The following is an 18761-nucleotide window of genomic DNA, read 5'->3' on the forward strand; positions in this document are numbered from 1 at the left end:
CGGTTCGGCCGGCTACCCGTGCCGGGCGGGTCCGACGCCGCGGAAGCCGGCGCGGTAGTCCCTGGGGGCCACGCCGAGTCGGCGGGTGAAGTGTTGGCGCAGGGTCAGGGGGGAGCCGAAGCCGCAGTGGCGGGCGATGGCGGCGATCGAGAGGTCGCCGATCTCCAGGAGGCGCTGGGCGGCCAGGACGCGCTGGGTGCACAACCATTGCAGGGGCGAGGTGCCGGTGCCGCGGACGAAGTGGCGGGCGAAACTGCGTTCGGACATCCCGGCCAGCGCGGCGAGTTCGGTCACCGTCCAGGGGTGGCCCAGGTCGTCGAGCACCCGCCCGCGCAGCCGGTCGAGCGCGTCGCCCGGGTCGGCGGGGGCGGCCGGCACCGGGTTGTCGATGAACTGGGCCTGGCCGCCGGAGCGAAACGGCGCGGTCACCATCGTGCGGGCGATCTCGGCGGCGGCGGCCGCGCCGTGGTCGAGGCGGACCAGGTGCAGGCACAGGTCGATGCCGGCCGCGGAGCCGGCCGAGGTCCAGATCGAACCGTCACCGACGAACAGCACGTTGGCGTCCACCTCGACGTCCGGGTGGCGTCGGGCCAGCTCCTCGGTGTCCATCCAGTGCGCCGTCGCCCGTCGCCCGTCGAGGAGGCCGGCGGCGGCCAGGACGAAGGCGCCCGAGCACAGGGAGGCGATGGTGGCGCCGCGGGCGTGCGCGGCGCGCAGGGCGGCCAGGACCTCCTCGGGGAATCTTTCGCGGCGTGGCGCGGTCCGGTGTTCGTTGCCCGGGACGACGACGAGGTCGCAGTCGGCCAGGCCGTCGAGGTCGTGATCGGGGACGCAGACCACTCCCGCGCCCAGTTCCACCCCTGCCCGCCCCGGGCCGCACACGCGCACCTCGAACGGCGGCACGCCCCGGTCGGTGCGGTCGATGCCCCAGACCTCGAAGGCCACCGCGTACTCGAACACTCGAACCGGGTCGAACAGCACGATTCCCACGAGACGCATGGCGGCAACCTATCCCTCACGAAGGTGCGGAGGGTGTGCGCGCCGACCCGGTGCGACCCGTGAACCGGGGAAGGCTCACGATCGCGACCTCGGCCGGCGCGGAGATGCGGGGAACGGCCGCACCTCGATCCGCGACGGCGTGTGTTCGCGGACCCATCCCCTGTGGAGCACTCCCCTCCAACGACCCCGTGCCCGATGGAGGGGGCGAGCCGATCGGCGTCCTCACCCCGGAACGCGCCTGCGGTCGAGTGGTGAGCGGGGGGCCTCCGGCTCGCCTCCGATCCTGACCGGTGCGGCGGAGCCGGGGTGAGTGGCGGAAACGCCAACCATGAATGCATTCCCGCCAGGCCCTGTGGACACGAGCGATCACCGATCCGCCGGCCCACCGACAGATCGGGATTCCATCTGTGCATAAGTTATCCACAGGCTGTGGAAATATATGGGGGATGCCGCGTAACCCCTGTGGACAACCACAGGACCGCGACAAGACCGCGCCCCACCCGCGCCGACCCCCGCGCGGGAGTCCCATGGTGGGCCGGGGCGCCGCCGCCGGCCCCGGTGACACGCCGTCAGACGCCCATCCGCGCGGGCACCTCGTCCGGCTCGAGTCGGCGCATGTCGGCGAACCCGTCGCCGGTGGAGTAGCTGTCCTCGCACACCACGAGCGCCTGCTCGTCGAAGGCCCACACGATCGCCATTCGGGTCTCGTACAGGTAGAACGCGTCGACGTCCGGCACCGACCGACCCATCCCGACCAGGACCCGGCCCGGGTAGGCGATCCGCAGGATCCCCTCGGTGACCACGGTGTCCCGATCCACCGTCAACCGGTCGATGTGGTGGGCGAGTCGGCCGCAGTCGTTCTCGACCACGGCACGATAGAACTCGCGCACCTCGGCGTGACTCTTGGGGGCCCTGTCCACAACCGACGCGCCCCACTGGTGATAACACGCGTTCGGCGCGACGGTCGCCATCAGCGCGTCGAGATCGCCCTCATGCTCGGCGCGCATGTGCGCGACCAGCGTGGTCAGGATCGCGCGCCGGCGCGGATCACGCTCCTCGGCCAGTCGTTTCTCGGCGAGTTCCCACGTGCGTCGCGCGTCGATCAGCCCCGCCATGTACGTGCCTTCCGCCGGTCGTCGATTCGCCCGACACCTTGCCCCGAAGTAGTTGACTGTGCAATACAAATCTCCACACGTGTCGCATCGACGGGCACGCACGCAGGACGAGCCACCGAGGTGGCGGACGGGACGGGTGGCCGATGAGCGGCGACACGCGCGAAGTACGGGACGCGAACGCGATGTTCGACCTGAGCGGTCGGGTGGCGATCGTCACGGGGGGCAGTCGGGGCATCGGGCGGGCCATCGCGCACGCCTATGCCGCGGCGGGCGCCTCGGTGGTGATCGCCAGCCGCAAGGCGGACGCCTGCGAGGCGGTGGCGAAGGAGATCACCGACGCCGGCGGCCGGGCGCTCGCGGTGGCCACGCACTGCGGGGAACTGGAGCAGTTGGCCGCCCTGGTGGACACGACCGTCGCGCACTTCGGCGGCATCGACATCGTGGTCAACAACGCGGCGAACGAACTCGCCCAGCCGCTCGGCGCGATCACCCCGCAGGCGTGGGACAAGTCGTTCTCGGTCAACCTGCGCGGACCGGTGTTCCTGGTCCAGTACGCGCTGCCGCACCTGATCGCCTCCGGGCGCGGGTCGGTGGTCAACGTGGTCAGCGCGGCCGTGTTCACCCGCGCCGAGGGCAAGGGCCTGTACGCCGCGGGCAAGGCCGGCCTCGTCGCGTTCACCCGCACCATGGCGGGCGAGTTGGCCGAGCACGGCATCCGGGTCAACGCGATGGCCCCGGGCGCGGTGGAGACCGACATGGTCCGCAAGACCGGCCCGGAGACGATGGCCCGGATGCGGGGCGCGGCACCGCTGAACCGAATCGCCGCGCCGGAGGAGATGACCGGCCTGGCCCTGCTGCTCGCGTCCGACGCGGGCAGCTTCATGACCGGCCAGATCGTCAGCATCGACGGCGGGCTGACCGTGCACTGAGCGGGCCGTCCCTCGCGAACAGCTCCCGGCAAAGGCCCCTCAGCCCACCGGCGAGGCCCCGGTCACCGGCACCAGCTCCGCCGGCAGCGGATACACCGTCTCGACCGGCAACAACGCGCGGGCGCCGTCATGATCACCGGCGCGGACCAGGTCGTGCACCCGATGCGCGAGCGCGGTCACGTCGGTGATCCGGCGTGTCCACTCGTCGGCGTAGGCGCGCGTCGCCCATCCGGCCAGCCCGAGTTGCAGCGAACGATGCGCCAACGGCCGCAGGTCCAGGTCGCGTTCGGGATCCCACTGGATCCGCACCGTGGTCGCGTGCAGCCGCCGGCCCCACGCGTCGCGGTCGGGGTAGGTGCCGGGCTCGTAGTGGCTCAGGCACGCCCCCGCGAGCGCCGCCTCGAATCCCGCGCGGTCGATCTCCAGGGCGAGCACCCGCTCCTGGCGCGGCTTGGTCGCCCAGCCGCAGCGGTACATCATCCAGGTGAAGCTGGGCTTGACCCAGGTCATCCGCTCCCGGCTCCAGGTGTCCGGAAATCGCCCGTCCCGCACGGCCGCGTCGGCGATCTGCGGCTTGTACGCCTGGTACACGGTGATCGTGTCCTCGCTCCAGAGCGCACGGATCTGCCGGGCGGGTATGTCCATGCCCGCCAGTGTGGCGGCCTCACCCGGGCCCGAACCACCCGTTTTCCGCGGGCCGGCCGGCATCGAAAAAATGCTTGATATTGACAAGCGATCCCGAGTCGGAGAGATTCGACGTGCCGGGTGACACGCGTTCCCGGTCCGTATCGATGTGCAGCGCGGGGCAGACCCGACCGCGACCCTTCCGTGCCCGGCGGGCGTCGACCCGCGTCGCGACCACGCGATCCACGCACGTGAAGGAGCAGTGACGTGCATCTCGCCCCGACCCCGGCGCAGGACGCTCTGCGGGCAGAGCTGCGGGACTATTTCACCCGGCTGATCACCCCCGACGTCCGCGCGGACCTCGACCGCGAGGGCGAGGCAGGCGGTCCGACCACCCGGCGGGTGCGCCGACAGTTGGGCTCCGACGGCTGGCTCGGTATCGGGTGGCCGACCGAGTACGGCGGGCAGGGCAAGGGCCCGGAGATGCAGTTCATCTTCTTCGACGAGGCGTATCGCGCCGGCGCGCCTGTGTCGATGGTCACCCTCAACACCGTCGGCCCGACCCTGATGAAGTTCGGCACCGAGGCGCAGAAGAGCTACTACCTGCCGCGCATCCTGGCCGGCGAGATCATCTTCGCGATCGGCTACAGCGAACCCTCGGCCGGCACCGACCTGGCCTCGCTGCGCACCCGCGCGGTGCGCGACGGCGACGAGTGGGTGATCAACGGGCAGAAGATCTTCACCTCCACCGCCCAGGGCGCGGACTGGATCTGGCTCGCCTGCCGCACCGACGTGGACGCCCCCAAGCACAAGGGCATCACGATGATCCTGGTGCCGACCACCGACCCGGGCTTCTCCTGGACCCCGATCGTCACCGTCGGCGGGATGACCACCACGGCGACGTACTACGACGACATCCGGGTGCCCTACGACAACCTGGTGTTCGAGGAGAACTCGGGCTGGAAGCTGCTCACCAACCAGCTCAACCACGAGCGGGTCGCGCTCGCCGCGCTCGGCATGCAGGCCGAGGACTTCTTCGCCGAGGTGCTGGCGTGGGCGCGCGAGACCGAGGTCGAGCCCGGCGTCACGGTGATCGACCAGCCGTGGGTGCGGCTCAAGCTGGCCGAGACCTACGCGCGCCTGTCCGCAGTACGCATGTTCAGCTGGCGCCTGGTGCACGACGTCGGCAACAACACGCTCAACCCGGGTGACGCGTCGGGCGTGAAGTTCTTCGGCACCGAAGGTGCCATCGAGGTGTATCGCAACCTGATGGAGATCGTCGGCCCCGACGCGACGCTGCGACCGAGGTCGCCCGGCGCGTTCGGCGACGGACTCCTGGAGGCGATGAACCGCCGCGCCCAGATCAACACCTTCGGCGGCGGCGTCAGCGAGGTCCAGCGGGAGATCGTCGCCATGGTCCGCCTTGGCATGACGCGAGTGAAGCGGTGAAGGACGACATGACGGACACCACCAGCCGGGACAAGGCCGCCTTCCTCGCGGTCGTCAAGAAGTACGAGGGTGTGCACGACCAGTCGGGCGTGCTCGCGCTCGATCCGGTCAACGGGCCGATGATCCGGCACTGGGCCGAGGCCATGGGCGACAAGAACCCGGTCTACACCGATCCCGAGGCCGCCGCGGCGACCCACTTCGGCGAGGTGGTCGCGCCCGCGACCATGCTCCAGGTGTGGATCATGCGCGGGATGGACGCGGGCCTGACGGTCAACACGGTCACCGGCGAGTTGTACAAACACTTCACCGACAACGGCTTCGGCTCGGTCGTGGCGACCAACTGCGAGCAGGAGTACATCCGGCCGCTGCGGCTGGGCGAGGTGGTGCAGTACGACCAGCTGATCGAGACGGTGTCCGAGGAGAAGACCACGGGTCTCGGCGTCGGCCACTTCATCACCACGCTGGTCAACATCTACGTCGAGGGCGAGGCCGGCCGCGAGTTGGTCGGCACGCACCGCTTCCGGATCCTGCGCTACACCCCGCACAGGAAGAAGCCGAAGGCCGCGCCGGCGGAGCGCGCGCTGCGCCCGCGCAAGGTGGTCAACAAGGACAACCGGGCCTACTGGGACGGCGTGGCCGAGGGCAAACTGCTGTTCCAGAGGTGCACGGCCTGCGCCACCCCGCGTTTCCCGTTCGCGCCCGGCTGCAACCACTGCGCGTCGCTGGAGTGGGAGAGCGTCGAGTCGGCCGGCGCGGGCGTCGTCTACTCGCACGTCACCATGCACTACCCGAAGTTCCCGGCGTTCGACATGCCCTACGCGGTCGGCCTGATCGAACTCGACGAGGGTGTCCGGATGCTCGGCAACGTGCTGGGCGTGACGCACGACGAGGTGCGGATCGGACAGCGCGTGCAGGTCGAATTCGTGACCCACGACGCCGACTTGACCGTGCCCGCGTTCCGAGTGGTCGGGGAGAACTGATGGACTTCAACCTCACCGAGGACCAGCGGGACCTGGTCTCGCTGGCCGAGCGCATCTTCGCCGACCAGTCCACCGACGAGCGGCTGAAGAAGCTCGCCCAGTCCGGCGCGGACCTGGACGCCGAGTTGTGGGGCCGGGTCGCCGAGGCGGGCCTGGTCGGCGCGCTGATCCCGGAGGAGCACGGCGGCGGCGACCTGGGCCTGGTCGGACTCGCGCTGCTCGTGGAGCAGCAGGGCCGATTCACCGCGCAGATCCCGCTGTTGGACACGGTCGTCTACGGGCTGCTGCCGCTGCTGCGGTTCGGTACGCAGGCGGCGGTCGAGAGCGAGTTGCCCGGCCTGCTGGACGGTTCGCGGATCATGGCCGGCGCGCTCGCCGAGGTCGGCGCGGCGCTGCCGGCGGTGCCGAGGACCACCGCCCGGCGCGACGGCGGGGGTTTTCGGCTCGACGGGGCGAAGCGGGCGGTGCCGTGGCTGACCGTGGCCCACCGGGTCCTGGTCACCGCGTCGCTGGACGGTGCGCTCGCGGTGTTCACGGTGGACGCCGACGCGGCGGGCGTGGCGATCGAGGCCGCGCCGACCACCGCGCCGTGGGCGTCGGGCAACCTGACGCTGGCCGACGCGCCGGCCACGCTGCTCGGTACCGCCGAGGCGGGCGCGGAGATCGCCGCCTGGATCGTCGACCGCGCACGGGTCGCGCTGGCCGCGCAGCAGGTGGGCGTGTGCGAGCGCGGCCTGGCCCGCACGGTCGAACACGTGAACACCCGCGAGCAGTTCGGCAAGCCGCTGGCCACCAAGCAGGGCGTGATGTTGCGCGCCGCCGAGGCGTACATGGACACCGAGGCCATCCGGGTCACCACGCTGGAGGCCGCGTGGCGCATGGACTGCGGCGAGGCGGCCACGGAGCAGGCACTGGTGGCCCGCTGGTACGCCTCGGAGGCGGGCAAACGCGTGGTGCACGCGTGCCAGCACCTGCACGGCGGCACCGGCTCCGACATCGACCATCCGATCCACCGCCACTTCCTGTGGGGCCGTCAGATCGACGTGACCCTGGGCAGCGGCATCCAGCACCTCGCCGCGCTCGGCGACCTGCTCGCCCGCGTGCCCGCCCAGGGAGGCAACCGATGACCACCGCGAACCCGGCGAGCCTGACCCACGCGGAGGTGTCCGTCGGCGACGAACTGCCGCCGCTGGTCATCCCGTTGACCCGCACGCTGATCGTCGCCACGGCCCTGGCGACCCGCGACTTCCAGGACGTGCACCACGATCCGCAGTTGGCCGCGGAAAAGGGCTCGCCGGACATCTTCATGAACATCCTGACCAGCAACGGCCTGGTCGGGCGCTACATCACCGACTGGGGAGGTCCCGAGACCGAGTTGCGCAAGGTCGCGATCCGGCTCGGCGCCCCGAACTACCCCGGCGACACCATGACCCTGACCGGCACGGTGACCGCCAAGCCCACCGCCGAGGACGGCACCCCGCTCGTGGAGATCGCGGTCGTCGGCGCCAACAAGCTCGGCAACCACGTCACCGGCACGGTCACGGTGAAGCTGCCGGAAGGAGCCGACGCGTGAGCCTCAAGCACGCCGACAACCTGCGCGGCAAGGCCGCCATCGCCGGGATCGGCGCGACCGAGTTCTCCAAGGAGTCCGGTCGCAGCGAACTGCGCCTGGCCGTCGAGGCGGTGGGCGCCGCGCTCGCCGACGCCGGGATCGCCCCGTCCGAGGTGGACGGCCTGGTCAGCTTCACCATGGACACCAACCCCGAGATCGCGGTCGCCGCCGCGGCCGGGATCGGCGACCTGACCTTCTTCAGCCGCATCCACTACGGCGGCGGCGCGGCCTGCGCCACCGTCGCCCAGGCCGCGATGGCGGTCGCCACGGGCGTCGCCGACGTGGTGGTCTGCTACCGCGCGTTCAACGAGCGCTCCGGCCGCCGCTTCGGCTCCGGCGTGCTCCAGCGCGACCCCACCGTCGAGGGGGTGGGCCTGGGCTGGAACATGCCGCACGGCCTGCTCACCCCGGCCTCGTGGGTGGCCATGTTCGCGCAGCGCTACCTGCACGTCTACGGCGCGACCACCGAGGCGTTCGGCCACGTCGCGGTGGCCGACCGCAAGCACGCGGCGAACAACCCGAAGGCGTACTTCCACGGCAAACCGATCACCCTGGAGGACCACCAGAACTCGCGGTGGATCGTCGAGCCGATGCGCCTGCTCGACTGCTGCCAGGAGACCGACGGCGCGCAGGCGATCGTGGTCGTCAGTGCCGAGCGGGCGAAGGACCTGAAGCAAAAGCCCGCGATCATCAACGCGGCGGCGCAGGGCGCGGGTCGCCTCCAGGACCAGATGACCAGCTTCTACCGGGACGAGATGACCGGCCTGGCCGAGATGGGCGTGGTCGCCAAGCAGCTGTGGCAGACGTCCGGGCTCACCCCCGACGACATCCAGACCGCGGTGCTCTACGACCACTTCACCCCGTTCGTGCTGATGCAGCTGGAGGAGTTTGGCTTCTGCGGGCGCGGCGAGGCCCCGGCGTTCGTCGCCGACGGCGGCCTGGAGCTGGGCGGCAAGCTGCCGACGAACACGCACGGCGGGCAGCTGGGCGAGGCGTACCTGCACGGGATGAACGGCATCGCCGAGGGCGTGCGGCAGATCCGGGGCAGCTCGGTCAACCAGGTCGAGAACGTGCACAACGTGCTGGTGACCGCGGGCACCGGGGTGCCGACGTCGGGGCTGGTGCTGGGCGTGGAGTAGCGGCCGGCCCGCCCGCACTGGGCCGCCCGGGTGACGCTTCGGCGCGTCGTCCGGGCGGTCCGTCGGTTTCGCCGCCGGCCATGCCCAGCGTGGTGGGAGCCCCTTCCCGCCATGCCAGGAGGTCTCGTGCGTCCTCTGCTCACTCGTCGACTCGCCTCGACCGTGTTGCTCATCGCCGTGCTCGGCCTGCTGCCCGCCGGGCTCGCCGAGGGTGCCGCCGCACGGTCGGGGCGGTCCTTCTTCGTCTCCGGTCCGGGCTTCGACACCTGCGAGACCCCCACCGTGGAGACCATGCGGGCCTGGCGCGAGTCGCCGTACAAGGTGGTCGGCATCTATGTCGCGGGCGACAACCGGGCCTGCAAGAGCACCCGGCTGACCCGTGACTGGGTCACCGCCGTGCACGACCAGGGCTGGGACTTCCTGCCCATCCAGGTCGGCCTGCAGGCGCCGTGCTCGCAGTCGCGCAAACCGGGCCGGATCGATCCGGCGCAGGCCGCGCGGCAGGGTGTCGCGGAGGCGGACGACATGGTGGACCGCAGCACCGCGCTCGGGTTCCGGCGGGGCAGCGCGGTCTGGTTCGACATGGAGGCGTACGACAACACCGACGCCGCGTGCCGCACCGCCGTGCTCGACTTCGTCTCGGCGTGGTCCGACCGGGTCCGCGAGCACGGCTTCGTGGCCGGCTACTACAGCAGCCTGGACTCCGGCGTCGCCGACGTGGTCCAGGCGGTCGGAAGCCGCTCGATCCCGGACGCGATCTGGTACGCCCGCTGGGACGACAAGGCGGTGACCAGCGGCGACGGCGCGCTGCCCGACGGGCACTGGCACGGCAACCGGGTGCACCAGTACAGCGGCAACGTCACCGAGACGTACGGCGGCCGGACCCTGTCCATCGACCGCAACGCGGTGGACGGGCCGGTCGGGGTGTTCTGAGCGCCCTCGGGCCGTCGGCCGGGCCCTTGGCGGGTCCGGCCGACGGGTGCCGCGGGTCAGCCGCGGTCGACCTCGCTGACCTCCAACGTGCCCTCCGCGTACTGCCGGCGGATCACCTTCTTGTCGAACTTGCCGACGCTCGTCTTCGGCACGGCGGCGATCAGGCTCCACCGCTCGGGCACCTGCCAGCGGGCCACCTGCCCGGCGAGGTAGTCGCGCAGCTGCTCGACGGTGGTCTGCGCGCCCTCGCGCAACACCACCGTCGCCAGCGGGCGTTCGCCCCACTTGTCGTCGGGCACGCCCACCACGGCCGCCTCGACCACGTCCTCGTGGCCCATCAGCGTGTTCTCCAACTCGACCGACGAGATCCATTCGCCGCCCGACTTGATCACGTCCTTGGCCCGGTCGGTCAGCCGCAGGAAGCCGTCGGCGGTGATCGTGCCGACATCGCCGGTGTACAGCCAGCCGTCCTTGAACCGGCCGCCGCCACTGGCGTCCGCCGAACCCTCGTCGCCGATGTACGCGCCCGCGATCCACGGCCCGCGCACCAGCAGTTCGCCCACCGCCTCGCCGTCGAACGGCATGTCGGTACCGTCCGGGCCGACCAGGCGGGCCTGCACCGACGCGGGCAGGCGGCCCTGCGAGATCCGGTACGGGAACGCCTCGTCGCCGGTCAGCCCGGCCGGCGGGCGGGCCACCGAACCCAGCGGCGAGGTCTCGGTCATCCCCCACGCGTGGATGATCCGGACCCCGTGCCGCTCCTCGAACGCGTGCATCAGGCCGGGCGGGCAGGCCGAACCGCCGACCACGACCTCGTTCAGCGAGGACACGTCGGTCTTGTGTACGTCGAGGTAGTCGAGCAGTCCGGTCCAGATGGTCGGCACCGCGGCGGCGAACGTCGGCTTCTCCGCGGCGATCATCGTGGCCAGCGGCTCCGGCTGGAGGAACCGGTCCGGCATCAGGATCGACGCGCCGCACAACATCGCCGCGTACGGCAGGCCCCACGCGTTGACGTGGAACATCGGTACGACCGGCAGCAGCAGGTCCCCGGGGCCCAGGCCGAAGCCCTCCATCGTGCACACCTGCATGCTGTGCAGGTAGGTCGACCGGTGGCTGTAGACGACGCCCTTGGGGTTGCCGGTGGTGCCGGAGGTGTAACACATCGCGGCGCCTTGGCGCTCGTCGATGTCCTCGGCCCAGTCGAACTCGGTCGGCCGGCCCGCGAGCAGGTCGTCGTAGCGGTGCACCTGCTTGCCGCAGTCGGCGAGCGGGGCCAGGTCGGTGTCCGCGCCGGTGACCACCACGTGTTCGACCGTGCTCAGCATGGGCAGCAGCGGGGCGGCGAGCGCGGCCAGCGAGCCGTCCAGGACCAGGACCCGGTCGTCGGCATGGTTCGCGATGTAGACCAGCTGCTCGGGTGGCAGCCGCAGGTTGAGCGTGTGCAGCACCGCGCCCATCGACGGGATCGCCAGGTAGCACTCCAGGTGCTCCTGGTTGTTCCACAGGAACGTGGCGACGCGCTCGTCGCCGGTGACGCCGAGTTCGCGCAGGGCGTGCGCCAGTTGCGCGGAGCGTCGGCCGACCTCGGCGTAGCCGGCCCGGCGCGGCGCGCCGCCGGTCCAGGTCACCACCTCCGAGCCGCCGTGCACCGTGGTGCCGTGTCGCATGATGCGAGCGATCGTCAGCGGCACGTCCTGCATCGTGCTCAGCACAGTGGAGCCTCCCTGCGTTCGCCGGACGGGGACCGGTCGAGGTGTAGGGGATTCTTTCTCGCCGGTCGGGTCGTTGTCAGCCCTTTGAGCGGCGCGTATCGGTTTCCGCACCGGGCGGCTCGGTTTGCGGACCGGGCGGCTCGGTTTGTGGACCGACGCCGGATCACGCGCCCACCCGCGCGCCCGTCGCGATCCGCCATGCGCCCGTACGGGTGAACCAGGCGTGGCGATCGGCCGATCGGGCTAGCCGGACGGAAGAATGCGACGGTGTCCCGGTTGCTCCGGATGGCACATCGTTTTCGACGGAACGCGGCGAGCATTCCGTAACTCCCGTTTTTCCGCTCTTCCGGAGGGGGACCGGCGAGCCCTCGACGTCCCCCTGGAGGGCACCTCGTGTACCCGTTGGAGGTCCGACCCGAACCGCACCCGCCGTACGACGTCGTGCTGCCGGACGCGTTGGGCCACCCCGTGCTCGGCTTCCGGGACGGCTACTGGTTCCACATCGGCCGGGACGGGCCGGCCCGGCCGTTGTGCGCGCGCACCGCGATCATCGGACATCCGGAGTCCGCCGGGCCTATCGTGCAGGTCATGTGTTGGTGGATGCGCGAACACCACGATCACCCGCAGGCGATCGACCTCGGTACCGAACTGGCGCTGACCGTCGGTGAGATGAGTCGCCGACTGCATGCGCGGGGGCCGGCGGCATGGTGAGGCGTTGCGGGTCGGTGCGGATAAGGCGGGTGCCGTGCGGGCCGCGGGTGCCTGCGATTCGGGTGCGGACGTGCACGATTCCGCGCCGCCGGACCGGCATGCCGGGGCGGCGGTGCGGGTGATCGGGCGGGGCGGTTCGGCCGGCGTGCTCGCTTTACTCGGCTTACTCGGTTTGCTCGGCCGGGGCGGGCGGGGTGCTCGGGGTCGTCCCCTACTTGGGTGAGGCGATCTTGCCGAGCAGGTCGACGATGCGCTGTTGTACGTCGTCGCGGGTCGAGCGCTCGGCCAGGAACAGCACGGTCTCGCCGGTCTGGAGCCGGTGCAGGTCGTGTTCGACGAGGTCGAGCGTGGTGTAGACGACGATCGGTGTCGAGTGCAGCCGTGCGTTGTTGCGCAGCCAGTCGACCACGCCCATCCGGCGCCGGCGCACCAGCATCAGGTCGAGCACCACGAGGTTGGGCTCGACGCTGGACGCCTTGGACACCGCCTCGCTCTCCGAGGCCGCGTGCACCACGTCCATCCCGCGCCGCTCCAGCGACGCGGTGAACGCGGCCGCGATGTCCGGGTCGGCCTCGACGAGCAACACCCGAGAGGCGTGTCCGGCGCTGTCCGCGGGGGCGAGCGAGCGCAGCAGTACGGCCGGGTCGGCGCCGAACGCGGCGTCGCGGGTGGCCTGCATCAGGCCGGCGGTGACCAGGACCGGGATCTGCGCGGCGGTCGCGGCGGTGCGCAGCGACTGGAGCGCGGTACGGGTGATCGGGCCGGTGAGCGGGTCCACGAACAGCGCGGCCGGCTGCACGGGGATACTCGCGTCGACCTCCTCGCGCGAGCGCACCAGGAGCGGACTCCAGCCGCGCGCGGTCAGCGCGCCCGCGGTCGCGGTGTCCGGCTCGGGCCAGACCAGGAGGCGACGCGGTTGGCCGTCCGGTGCCGGGCTGACCATGGTCGGCAGGTCGGCGCCGGACATCGCCTCGGCGTCGCCGGGCGGGCCGGCCGGGAATCCGGGCCGTCGGCCCTGGAAGGGAATCGGCTGGTCGGGCGCGGCCGGGATCGGCGGCAACACCTCGGTCGGCATGTCGGCGGCGGCCGGGCGGCCGGGGCGGTCCTGCACGCTGGTGGTGCGCCCGGTCGGGTCGGCGGCGCGGTTCTGCGCCGGGATCGGCGCGGGCGGCGTGGACAGCCGGCGCCGGGCCTGGGCGCCCTGCGGGGTGTGCGCGCCGTTGAGCCGGCCGGCGGCGGCGGGGTTCGCCGGGGTCGCGGGTTGCCGGCCCGGGGTGGCGGACGGGTCCTGGTGGGCGGCGCCGCGGTGCGAACCGGATGCTCCGGCGGGGTTGTCGGCGGCCTCGGGCAGCTCGCGGGCGGCGCGGCCGCGGCGGGAACGGGGCGGGTAGACCGCCTCGAACGCGCCGCTGTTGTTGCGCGCGGCCTCCTCGGCCTCGTCGTATGCGTCGGCGTCGGGCCGCTCGTGCCGGCCCTCGTCGGTGCCGGCGCTCGCGGGCACCAGGGGCACCGGTGCGACGGTGCCGGCGGGCAGGGCGAACGGGCCCTGCGGTGCGGGGGCGACCGAGCCGGGCGGCGGGGGCGCGGGTACGGGCGGGGTGGACGAGCCGGCCGGCTCCAGGCGGGCCCGTGGGGGCTGGGCGCCTCGGCCGCGGACGGCGAGTTCGACGCCGGCGCCGGGGGCGGGGCGGTCCTCGGGGTCGTGGTCGGCGCTCTCGCGGTCGGCGGCGGCCAGCGCGTCGGGGGTCGCGGGCTTGCGGGGGGTGACGGCCGAGCCGATGCGGCGCTTGGGGGAGGCGGGGCGGTCGGCGGTCGCCGTCTGCTTCGCCGGGGTCGATGCGGTCGCGGTGTCCGTGTCGGAGTCGGCGGAGTCGGGTGACTCGTCCGCGGCGGGCGTGGAGTCGTCGGGTTCGTCGGCCTGCTTCGGGGTGCCGTCGGCGGCCTTGCCCGCCTTTGCCGCCTCGTCGGCGTCCGCGTCCTGCTCGTCCTTGGCCGCCTTGCCGGCCTCATCCGTCTTGTCGTTCCTGCCGGCCTTGTCGGTCTTGTCGGCACCCGGGTCCGGGCGGCCCGACTGGCGGGCGCGGCGGCCCTTGGCCGCGCGGTGTTCGCCGGAGCTGACCACCAGTTCGGCGGCCTCCTCGTCGGCGGGCAGTTCGACGACGTACGTGCTGCCCCGGCCGGCCACGGTGTGCGACTCGATCGTGCCGCCGTGCGCCTCGACCACGGCGCGGGCGAGCGGCACGCGGACGCCGCTGTTGCGGCTCTCGGGGCCGCGTACCTCGATCCGGGCGAGGTTGCCGCGCTGCGCCGCCGCGACCACGACGGTGGAGCCCTCGGGACCGGCCGCGACCACGTCCGCGAGCAGGTGGCCCAGCGCGCGGGTCATCGCGTCGATGTCCACCCGTACGCCGACGGGCGAGGCGTTGACCGCGAACTCCACGCCCGCGCCGCGGGCGAGATAGGTCACCGTCTCCATGGCGCGGTCGACCAGGTCGTCCACCGTGGTCGGCATGCGCTCGGGTTCGGCCGGGGTTTCCGCGTCGTCCGCCGCGGGGGTCGGGTCGGCGTCGGCCGCCTGGTGGGCGAGCACCTCGCTCGCGAGTTCCTCCAGGCTTTCCAACTCGCCCGCGACCTGACGCACCATCCGGCGGGCGCCGTGGCCGACCTCGCCGGCGCCGCCGTCGGCCACCTTCTTCAGCCGACCGCGTACCGCCTCGAGTCGGCCCAGTATCTCCGTGTCGACCAACTCGGCCAGCTGGGCCCGGCGTTCGCCGAGCGACTTCTCGCGCGCGGTGTCGCTGAAGGTCATCACGGCGCCGACCACGGCGCCGCCGAGCAGGATCGGCGCGGTGATCATGTCCACCGTCACGAAGCCCTCGTCGCCGCGCCACAACACCTGGTCGCGCAGCCGCTGTCGGCGGCCGTTGCCCAGGGTCACCAGCGGCGGGCACTCCTCGGCGGGCAGCGGGGAGCCGTCGGCGCGGGCGTGCATGAGCAGTTCGTGCACGTTCCGGCCGCCGAGGTCGCTGGCCCGGTGGTGGAGGATCCGGGCGGCGGCCGGGTTGGCCAGCACGATGTCGCCCTCGGCGTCGATGCCGATGATGCCCTCGCAGGCCGCGCGCAGGATCATCTCGGTCTGCCGTTGCTGGCGGGCGAGTTCGGCCTCGACGTCGACCTTGCCGGTGAGGTCGCGCACGACGATCATCAGCAACTCGTCGTCGTATCCGGCCGGCAGGTTGGCACTGGTCACCTCGACGGGGAAGACCCCGCCGTCGGTGCGGTGCGCGGACATCCGGGTCGGCTTGGTCCGGGTGTCGCGGGTGTCGTTGGTGGCCCGTACCGACCCCGGGATGCGCCGGTGGTCGAACGACGGGAGCAGGTCGAGGAGACCGCGACCCACCACGGGAGTGCCCGGCGCCTCCAGGACTTCCAGTGCCATGGCGTTCGCGTTGACGACGGTGCCGTTGCGATTCACCAGCAGGAGGGCGTCCGGCAGGGCGTCGAGTATGGCGGCGAGGCGAGCAGCGCCTCGGGATGGCCTGCTGCTCACGAAGCGCGTACCTCCTCCGGTCCTCGGACTGCGCGACGGCCATCTTGCCCGTCGCCGCCGGGGCATGTCACGACCGACTATCCCATTGTTTTTGCAGTCACGTTGACGAGCCTAGTAATCTGTTCCTCGTCGGCAAACACCGATGGAGGCTTCGCCTAGTCCGGTCTATGGCGCCGCACTGCTAATGCGGTTTGGGTTCATCCCCATCCCGGGTTCAAATCCCGGAGCCTCCGCTCGACGAACAGCCCGTCTGGTCCCACCAGGCGGGCTGTTTCGCGCCCATCGTCGTGACCTTTGCGTGATCGCGTGGCGACCAGGGGTCACGACTCGGGTCATGATGTCCGATATAAGGCTCATATCCGAAGCCCTCGCCCGGACCCGCGCACACCCGCCATCACAGCGAACACCGCCGCGACTTCCCCTCGACCGATCACACCCGCCATACCCCCCGTCCGCCGACATGCCCGAAAGGCCCAATTCAGCCGGCAGCGAACACAACCACCCCCACACCCGAGCGCGTCGCGCCGCCCATCCCGCGAGCCAGGACCTCCCACCCGCCACCACCCCTCGGCCACCCTCACCCGTTCGGCTGCGGATCCCCCACCAAACGAACCCCATTGCTCACCAAATGCCCTGTTCACACCACCACCGAACAATGGATTTCACCCCGAGCGGGGGACCATGTATTGTTGACCTCGGTCAAGCCGACCAAGCGCTCGTAGCTCAACGGATAGAGCATCTGACTACGGATCAGAAGGTTGCAGGTTCGAATCCTGCCGAGCGCACAGCAGATGAAAGACCCTCTCCAGGAAACCGGAGAGGGTCTTTTTCGTGATCGGTACAGCATCCTGACAACGGCCCCGTGTCGGTGACGAACCGGACGACGGGGCCGTATCTGTCACCAGCAGGCGTAACCTGACGATGACTCACATCACAGGCAGGGTACCGCCCCCCGCCCTACGTCACACCGCACCGCCCACGGGGGCGAACCCGCACGCACGGGTAGGGGACACAGTGGCTGACGACCACGCGCACGAGATCGGCCGGCGCATCCGCGACCGGAGAACGCGACAGGGCATGACCCGCGTTGCCGTCGCGGCGGCTTGCGGCAAAAGTGCCGAATGGCTGAAGTCGATCGAAATCGGGAAGCGCAGCACACCGTTGCCGATGCTGCTTCGTCTCGCCGAGGTACTGCACGTGGCGGACCTGACCGAGTTGGTCGGCCGGCAGGTGCGCACCATGGATTACGCCCGCCCCGGACACGAAACGCTCGATGAGGTGCGCCGCGCACTCATGGCGTACCCACTCGACACCGCCACCGAGGAACCGCCGACGCTCGACCGGGTAAGAGCCAGACTCGACATCGCATGGCGGACCTGGCACACATCGACGCAGCAGCGGACCGAGATCGGCCGCGCCCTCCCGGGTCTCATGCACGAGGCCGAGCGAGCGGCCGAGACCTACAACGGAGACGAACGGCGGACCGCGCAGGCGCTGTTGTCCGAGGTCTACCACCTGGCGCAGGCATACCTGGCATGGCAGGCCGAGCCGAGGCTGGTCTGGCTCGTCGCGGATCGATCGATGGCTGCGGCCCGCGCAGCGGACGACCCACTGGCCCTCGCCGGCTCCGCCTTCTACCTCGCCCATCTCATCCGTGCCTGCGACCGGGGAGAGGATGCACAGGCGTTGGTGCTCCGTGCCCTCGAACTGTTGCGTCCACAACTCGACGATGCGGCGAATCGGCTGTTGCCGATGTACGGGCACTTGTGGCTGTGTGCCGCACTGACCGCCGCACGGGAGCGCCAAGAGGGCGAAGCGCGCCGCTACTTCGACAAGGCCGCCGCAGTGGTGCCGCGGTTGCCGGACGGATACTCGCATCCGTGGCACGGCTTCGGTCGCGCGATCGTCGACCTCTATGACGTCATGATCGACATCGAACTCGGGCAAGCCGGTGAGGCGCAGCGCAAGGCCGACCGACTGGACCCGCTCTCGATCCCCAGCGTCGAACGGCGGGCCCGGCACTGGATCGAGCTGGCTCGAGGCGCCCATCACCGTGGCGATCAACTCGCGGCGGCAAGCCTGCTCGATCGATCCTGGCGCACCAGTTCCGAGACGCTCACCTACTCTCCCATCGGCCGAACGCTGGTCTCCGGCTTGGTCGACCACGGCGGGGCGACCGTGCGTGAGGACGCTCTTCGGCTGGCCACCCGAATCGGCCTGATCGCCGCGTAGCGAAGCGGGTACACAAAGCGACCGGGGACAATCCGTCCCCGGTCGCCGCGTTTTAGGCCTGATGCTACCCACACGGACATTGCCGGGCGTCGAGTGCCGCATCACGTGGCACCCGCCCGAGTCGTGCCGACCCGTTCGGGCCCGGGCCGTGGCTCGGCGAACAACGTCTCGGAAAGGGGCTCGTCGTGAGCAAGCCATTCACGTCGTTCGGCCACGTCACGACATCGGCGCCCGCCATGCCGCAGGCGCTGCTCGTCACCGTGTCGCGGTCGCTGCCGGCCGTTGCGGAGGCGGCGGGAGTCGCGCGCCGCCTTGTGTGGGAGGTGGGTGACGGGGTCGGGATCGAGGGTGAGCGGAGGGGAGATGTGGGGCTGATGGTCACCGAGTTGGTGAGCGAGGCGCTCTTCGCGGGCGAGGCGACGTCGTATGTACTGGACGTCACGGGTGCCACGGATGAGGGGCGGCCCGCGCTGGCCGTGGTGTTTCGCGAGATCGGCCTCACCCACTTGCCCCGTCGGCGGCTCGAATCCGGGCGGGGTCTCGCCGTGGTCGCTTCGCTCACCCACGGGTGGGCGCATCACGAGTGTGGGTGGTTCACGCCGAAGCGCGGGCCGACGTCGTGGTTCATCGTCGGCGACGTCTCCCCCGAGCGCGCCCGGCTGCTGGACGACCGCCGACTCCTCCACCTGCGCGGCCTGGAGAATACCCACCGCGTCACCCGCCACGACATCGGCGGCCCCCTGCGCCACATCGACTGGGGCTGCGACGTCTGAGGT

General features: G+C 71.4%; 15 protein-coding genes and 2 tRNA genes. 12 read left to right on the forward strand and 5 right to left on the reverse strand.

Annotation, left to right across the window (positions count from 1 at the left end; all coding sequences use genetic code 11):
• Positions 1-12: 12 nt before the first annotated feature.
• Together ACMXN5_RS15635 and ACMXN5_RS15640 are read right to left on the reverse strand one after the other, a co-directional pair.
• Positions 13-999, reverse strand: coding sequence for a GlxA family transcriptional regulator (locus ACMXN5_RS15635; RefSeq protein WP_439675782.1), 987 nt, complete (start codon positions 997-999; stop codon positions 13-15).
• Positions 1000-1568: 569 nt separating this feature from the next.
• Positions 1569-2114 (reverse strand): nuclear transport factor 2 family protein, encoded by a 546-nt coding sequence (locus ACMXN5_RS15640; RefSeq protein ID WP_439675783.1) that lies wholly within the window; start codon positions 2112-2114, stop codon positions 1569-1571.
• Positions 2115-2257: 143 nt separating this feature from the next.
• On the opposite strand from ACMXN5_RS15640, the gene ACMXN5_RS15645 reads away from it, so the two are divergent.
• Positions 2258-3043, forward strand: a complete 786-nt coding sequence (locus tag ACMXN5_RS15645) for an SDR family NAD(P)-dependent oxidoreductase (protein ID WP_439675784.1) — start codon at positions 2258-2260, stop codon at positions 3041-3043.
• A gap of 39 nt (positions 3044-3082) precedes the next feature.
• Here the strand turns inward: ACMXN5_RS15645 and ACMXN5_RS15650 are convergent, their stop codons facing one another.
• On the reverse strand, positions 3083-3688 hold the full coding sequence (locus ACMXN5_RS15650) for a DUF4291 domain-containing protein (protein ID WP_439675785.1): 606 nt from the start codon (positions 3686-3688) through the stop codon (positions 3083-3085).
• A gap of 246 nt (positions 3689-3934) precedes the next feature.
• Here ACMXN5_RS15650 and ACMXN5_RS15655 point away from each other — a divergent pair, with 246 nt between their 5' ends.
• From ACMXN5_RS15655 to ACMXN5_RS15680, 6 genes are all read left to right on the forward strand, one after another.
• On the forward strand, positions 3935-5116 hold the full coding sequence (locus ACMXN5_RS15655; RefSeq protein ID WP_439675786.1) for an acyl-CoA dehydrogenase family protein: 1182 nt from the start codon (positions 3935-3937) through the stop codon (positions 5114-5116).
• A gap of 8 nt (positions 5117-5124) precedes the next feature.
• Positions 5125-6096: a bifunctional MaoC family dehydratase N-terminal/OB-fold nucleic acid binding domain-containing protein gene (locus tag ACMXN5_RS15660; RefSeq protein WP_439675787.1), complete on the forward strand. Its 972-nt coding sequence runs from the start codon at positions 5125-5127 to the stop codon at positions 6094-6096.
• Entirely contained in the window at positions 6096-7223 is a 1128-nt protein-coding gene (locus tag ACMXN5_RS15665) for an acyl-CoA dehydrogenase family protein (protein WP_439675788.1), read from the forward strand. The genes ACMXN5_RS15660 and ACMXN5_RS15665 overlap by 1 nt, the downstream gene beginning before the upstream one ends.
• Positions 7220-7669: a MaoC family dehydratase gene (locus tag ACMXN5_RS15670; RefSeq protein ID WP_439675789.1), complete on the forward strand. Its 450-nt coding sequence runs from the start codon at positions 7220-7222 to the stop codon at positions 7667-7669. The genes ACMXN5_RS15665 and ACMXN5_RS15670 overlap by 4 nt, the downstream gene beginning before the upstream one ends.
• Positions 7666-8847, forward strand: a complete 1182-nt coding sequence (locus ACMXN5_RS15675; RefSeq protein WP_439675790.1) for a lipid-transfer protein — start codon at positions 7666-7668, stop codon at positions 8845-8847. The genes ACMXN5_RS15670 and ACMXN5_RS15675 overlap by 4 nt, the downstream gene beginning before the upstream one ends.
• A 126-nt stretch (positions 8848-8973) precedes the next feature.
• On the forward strand, positions 8974-9780 hold the full coding sequence (locus ACMXN5_RS15680) for a DUF1906 domain-containing protein (RefSeq protein ID WP_439675791.1): 807 nt from the start codon (positions 8974-8976) through the stop codon (positions 9778-9780).
• A gap of 56 nt (positions 9781-9836) precedes the next feature.
• Here ACMXN5_RS15680 and ACMXN5_RS15685 read toward each other — a convergent pair whose 3' ends face one another.
• Positions 9837-11492: a long-chain fatty acid--CoA ligase gene (locus tag ACMXN5_RS15685; RefSeq protein WP_439675792.1), complete on the reverse strand. Its 1656-nt coding sequence runs from the start codon at positions 11490-11492 to the stop codon at positions 9837-9839.
• 393 nt (positions 11493-11885) lie between these two features.
• Between ACMXN5_RS15685 and ACMXN5_RS15690 the strand changes: the two genes are divergently transcribed.
• Positions 11886-12203, forward strand: coding sequence for a hypothetical protein (locus tag ACMXN5_RS15690; RefSeq protein ID WP_395795642.1), 318 nt, complete (start codon positions 11886-11888; stop codon positions 12201-12203).
• A gap of 211 nt (positions 12204-12414) precedes the next feature.
• Here the strand turns inward: ACMXN5_RS15690 and ACMXN5_RS15695 are convergent, their stop codons facing one another.
• Positions 12415-15753: a PAS domain-containing protein gene (locus tag ACMXN5_RS15695; RefSeq protein WP_439675793.1), complete on the reverse strand. Its 3339-nt coding sequence runs from the start codon at positions 15751-15753 to the stop codon at positions 12415-12417.
• 144 nt (positions 15754-15897) lie between these two features.
• Here ACMXN5_RS15695 and ACMXN5_RS15700 point away from each other — a divergent pair.
• The 4 genes from ACMXN5_RS15700 to ACMXN5_RS15715 all read left to right on the forward strand — a co-directional run bounded on the left by ACMXN5_RS15700 (position 15898) and on the right by ACMXN5_RS15715 (position 18758).
• Positions 15898-15986: transfer RNA gene (locus ACMXN5_RS15700), tRNA-Ser, on the forward strand.
• A 479-nt stretch (positions 15987-16465) separates the two neighbouring features.
• Positions 16466-16538: transfer RNA gene (locus tag ACMXN5_RS15705), tRNA-Arg, on the forward strand.
• A 136-nt stretch (positions 16539-16674) separates the two neighbouring features.
• Positions 16675-17985, forward strand: coding sequence for a helix-turn-helix domain-containing protein (locus tag ACMXN5_RS15710; protein WP_439675794.1), 1311 nt, complete (start codon positions 16675-16677; stop codon positions 17983-17985).
• A gap of 185 nt (positions 17986-18170) precedes the next feature.
• The gene (locus ACMXN5_RS15715) at positions 18171-18758 is read left to right on the forward strand and encodes a hypothetical protein (RefSeq protein WP_439675795.1); all 588 of its coding nucleotides are present in this window, start codon (positions 18171-18173) and stop codon (positions 18756-18758) included.
• Positions 18759-18761 lie beyond the last annotated feature (3 nt).

Origin of the sequence: Embleya australiensis (genome assembly GCF_051903075.1) — a bacterium.
Classification (GTDB): domain Bacteria; phylum Actinomycetota; class Actinomycetes; order Streptomycetales; family Streptomycetaceae; genus Embleya.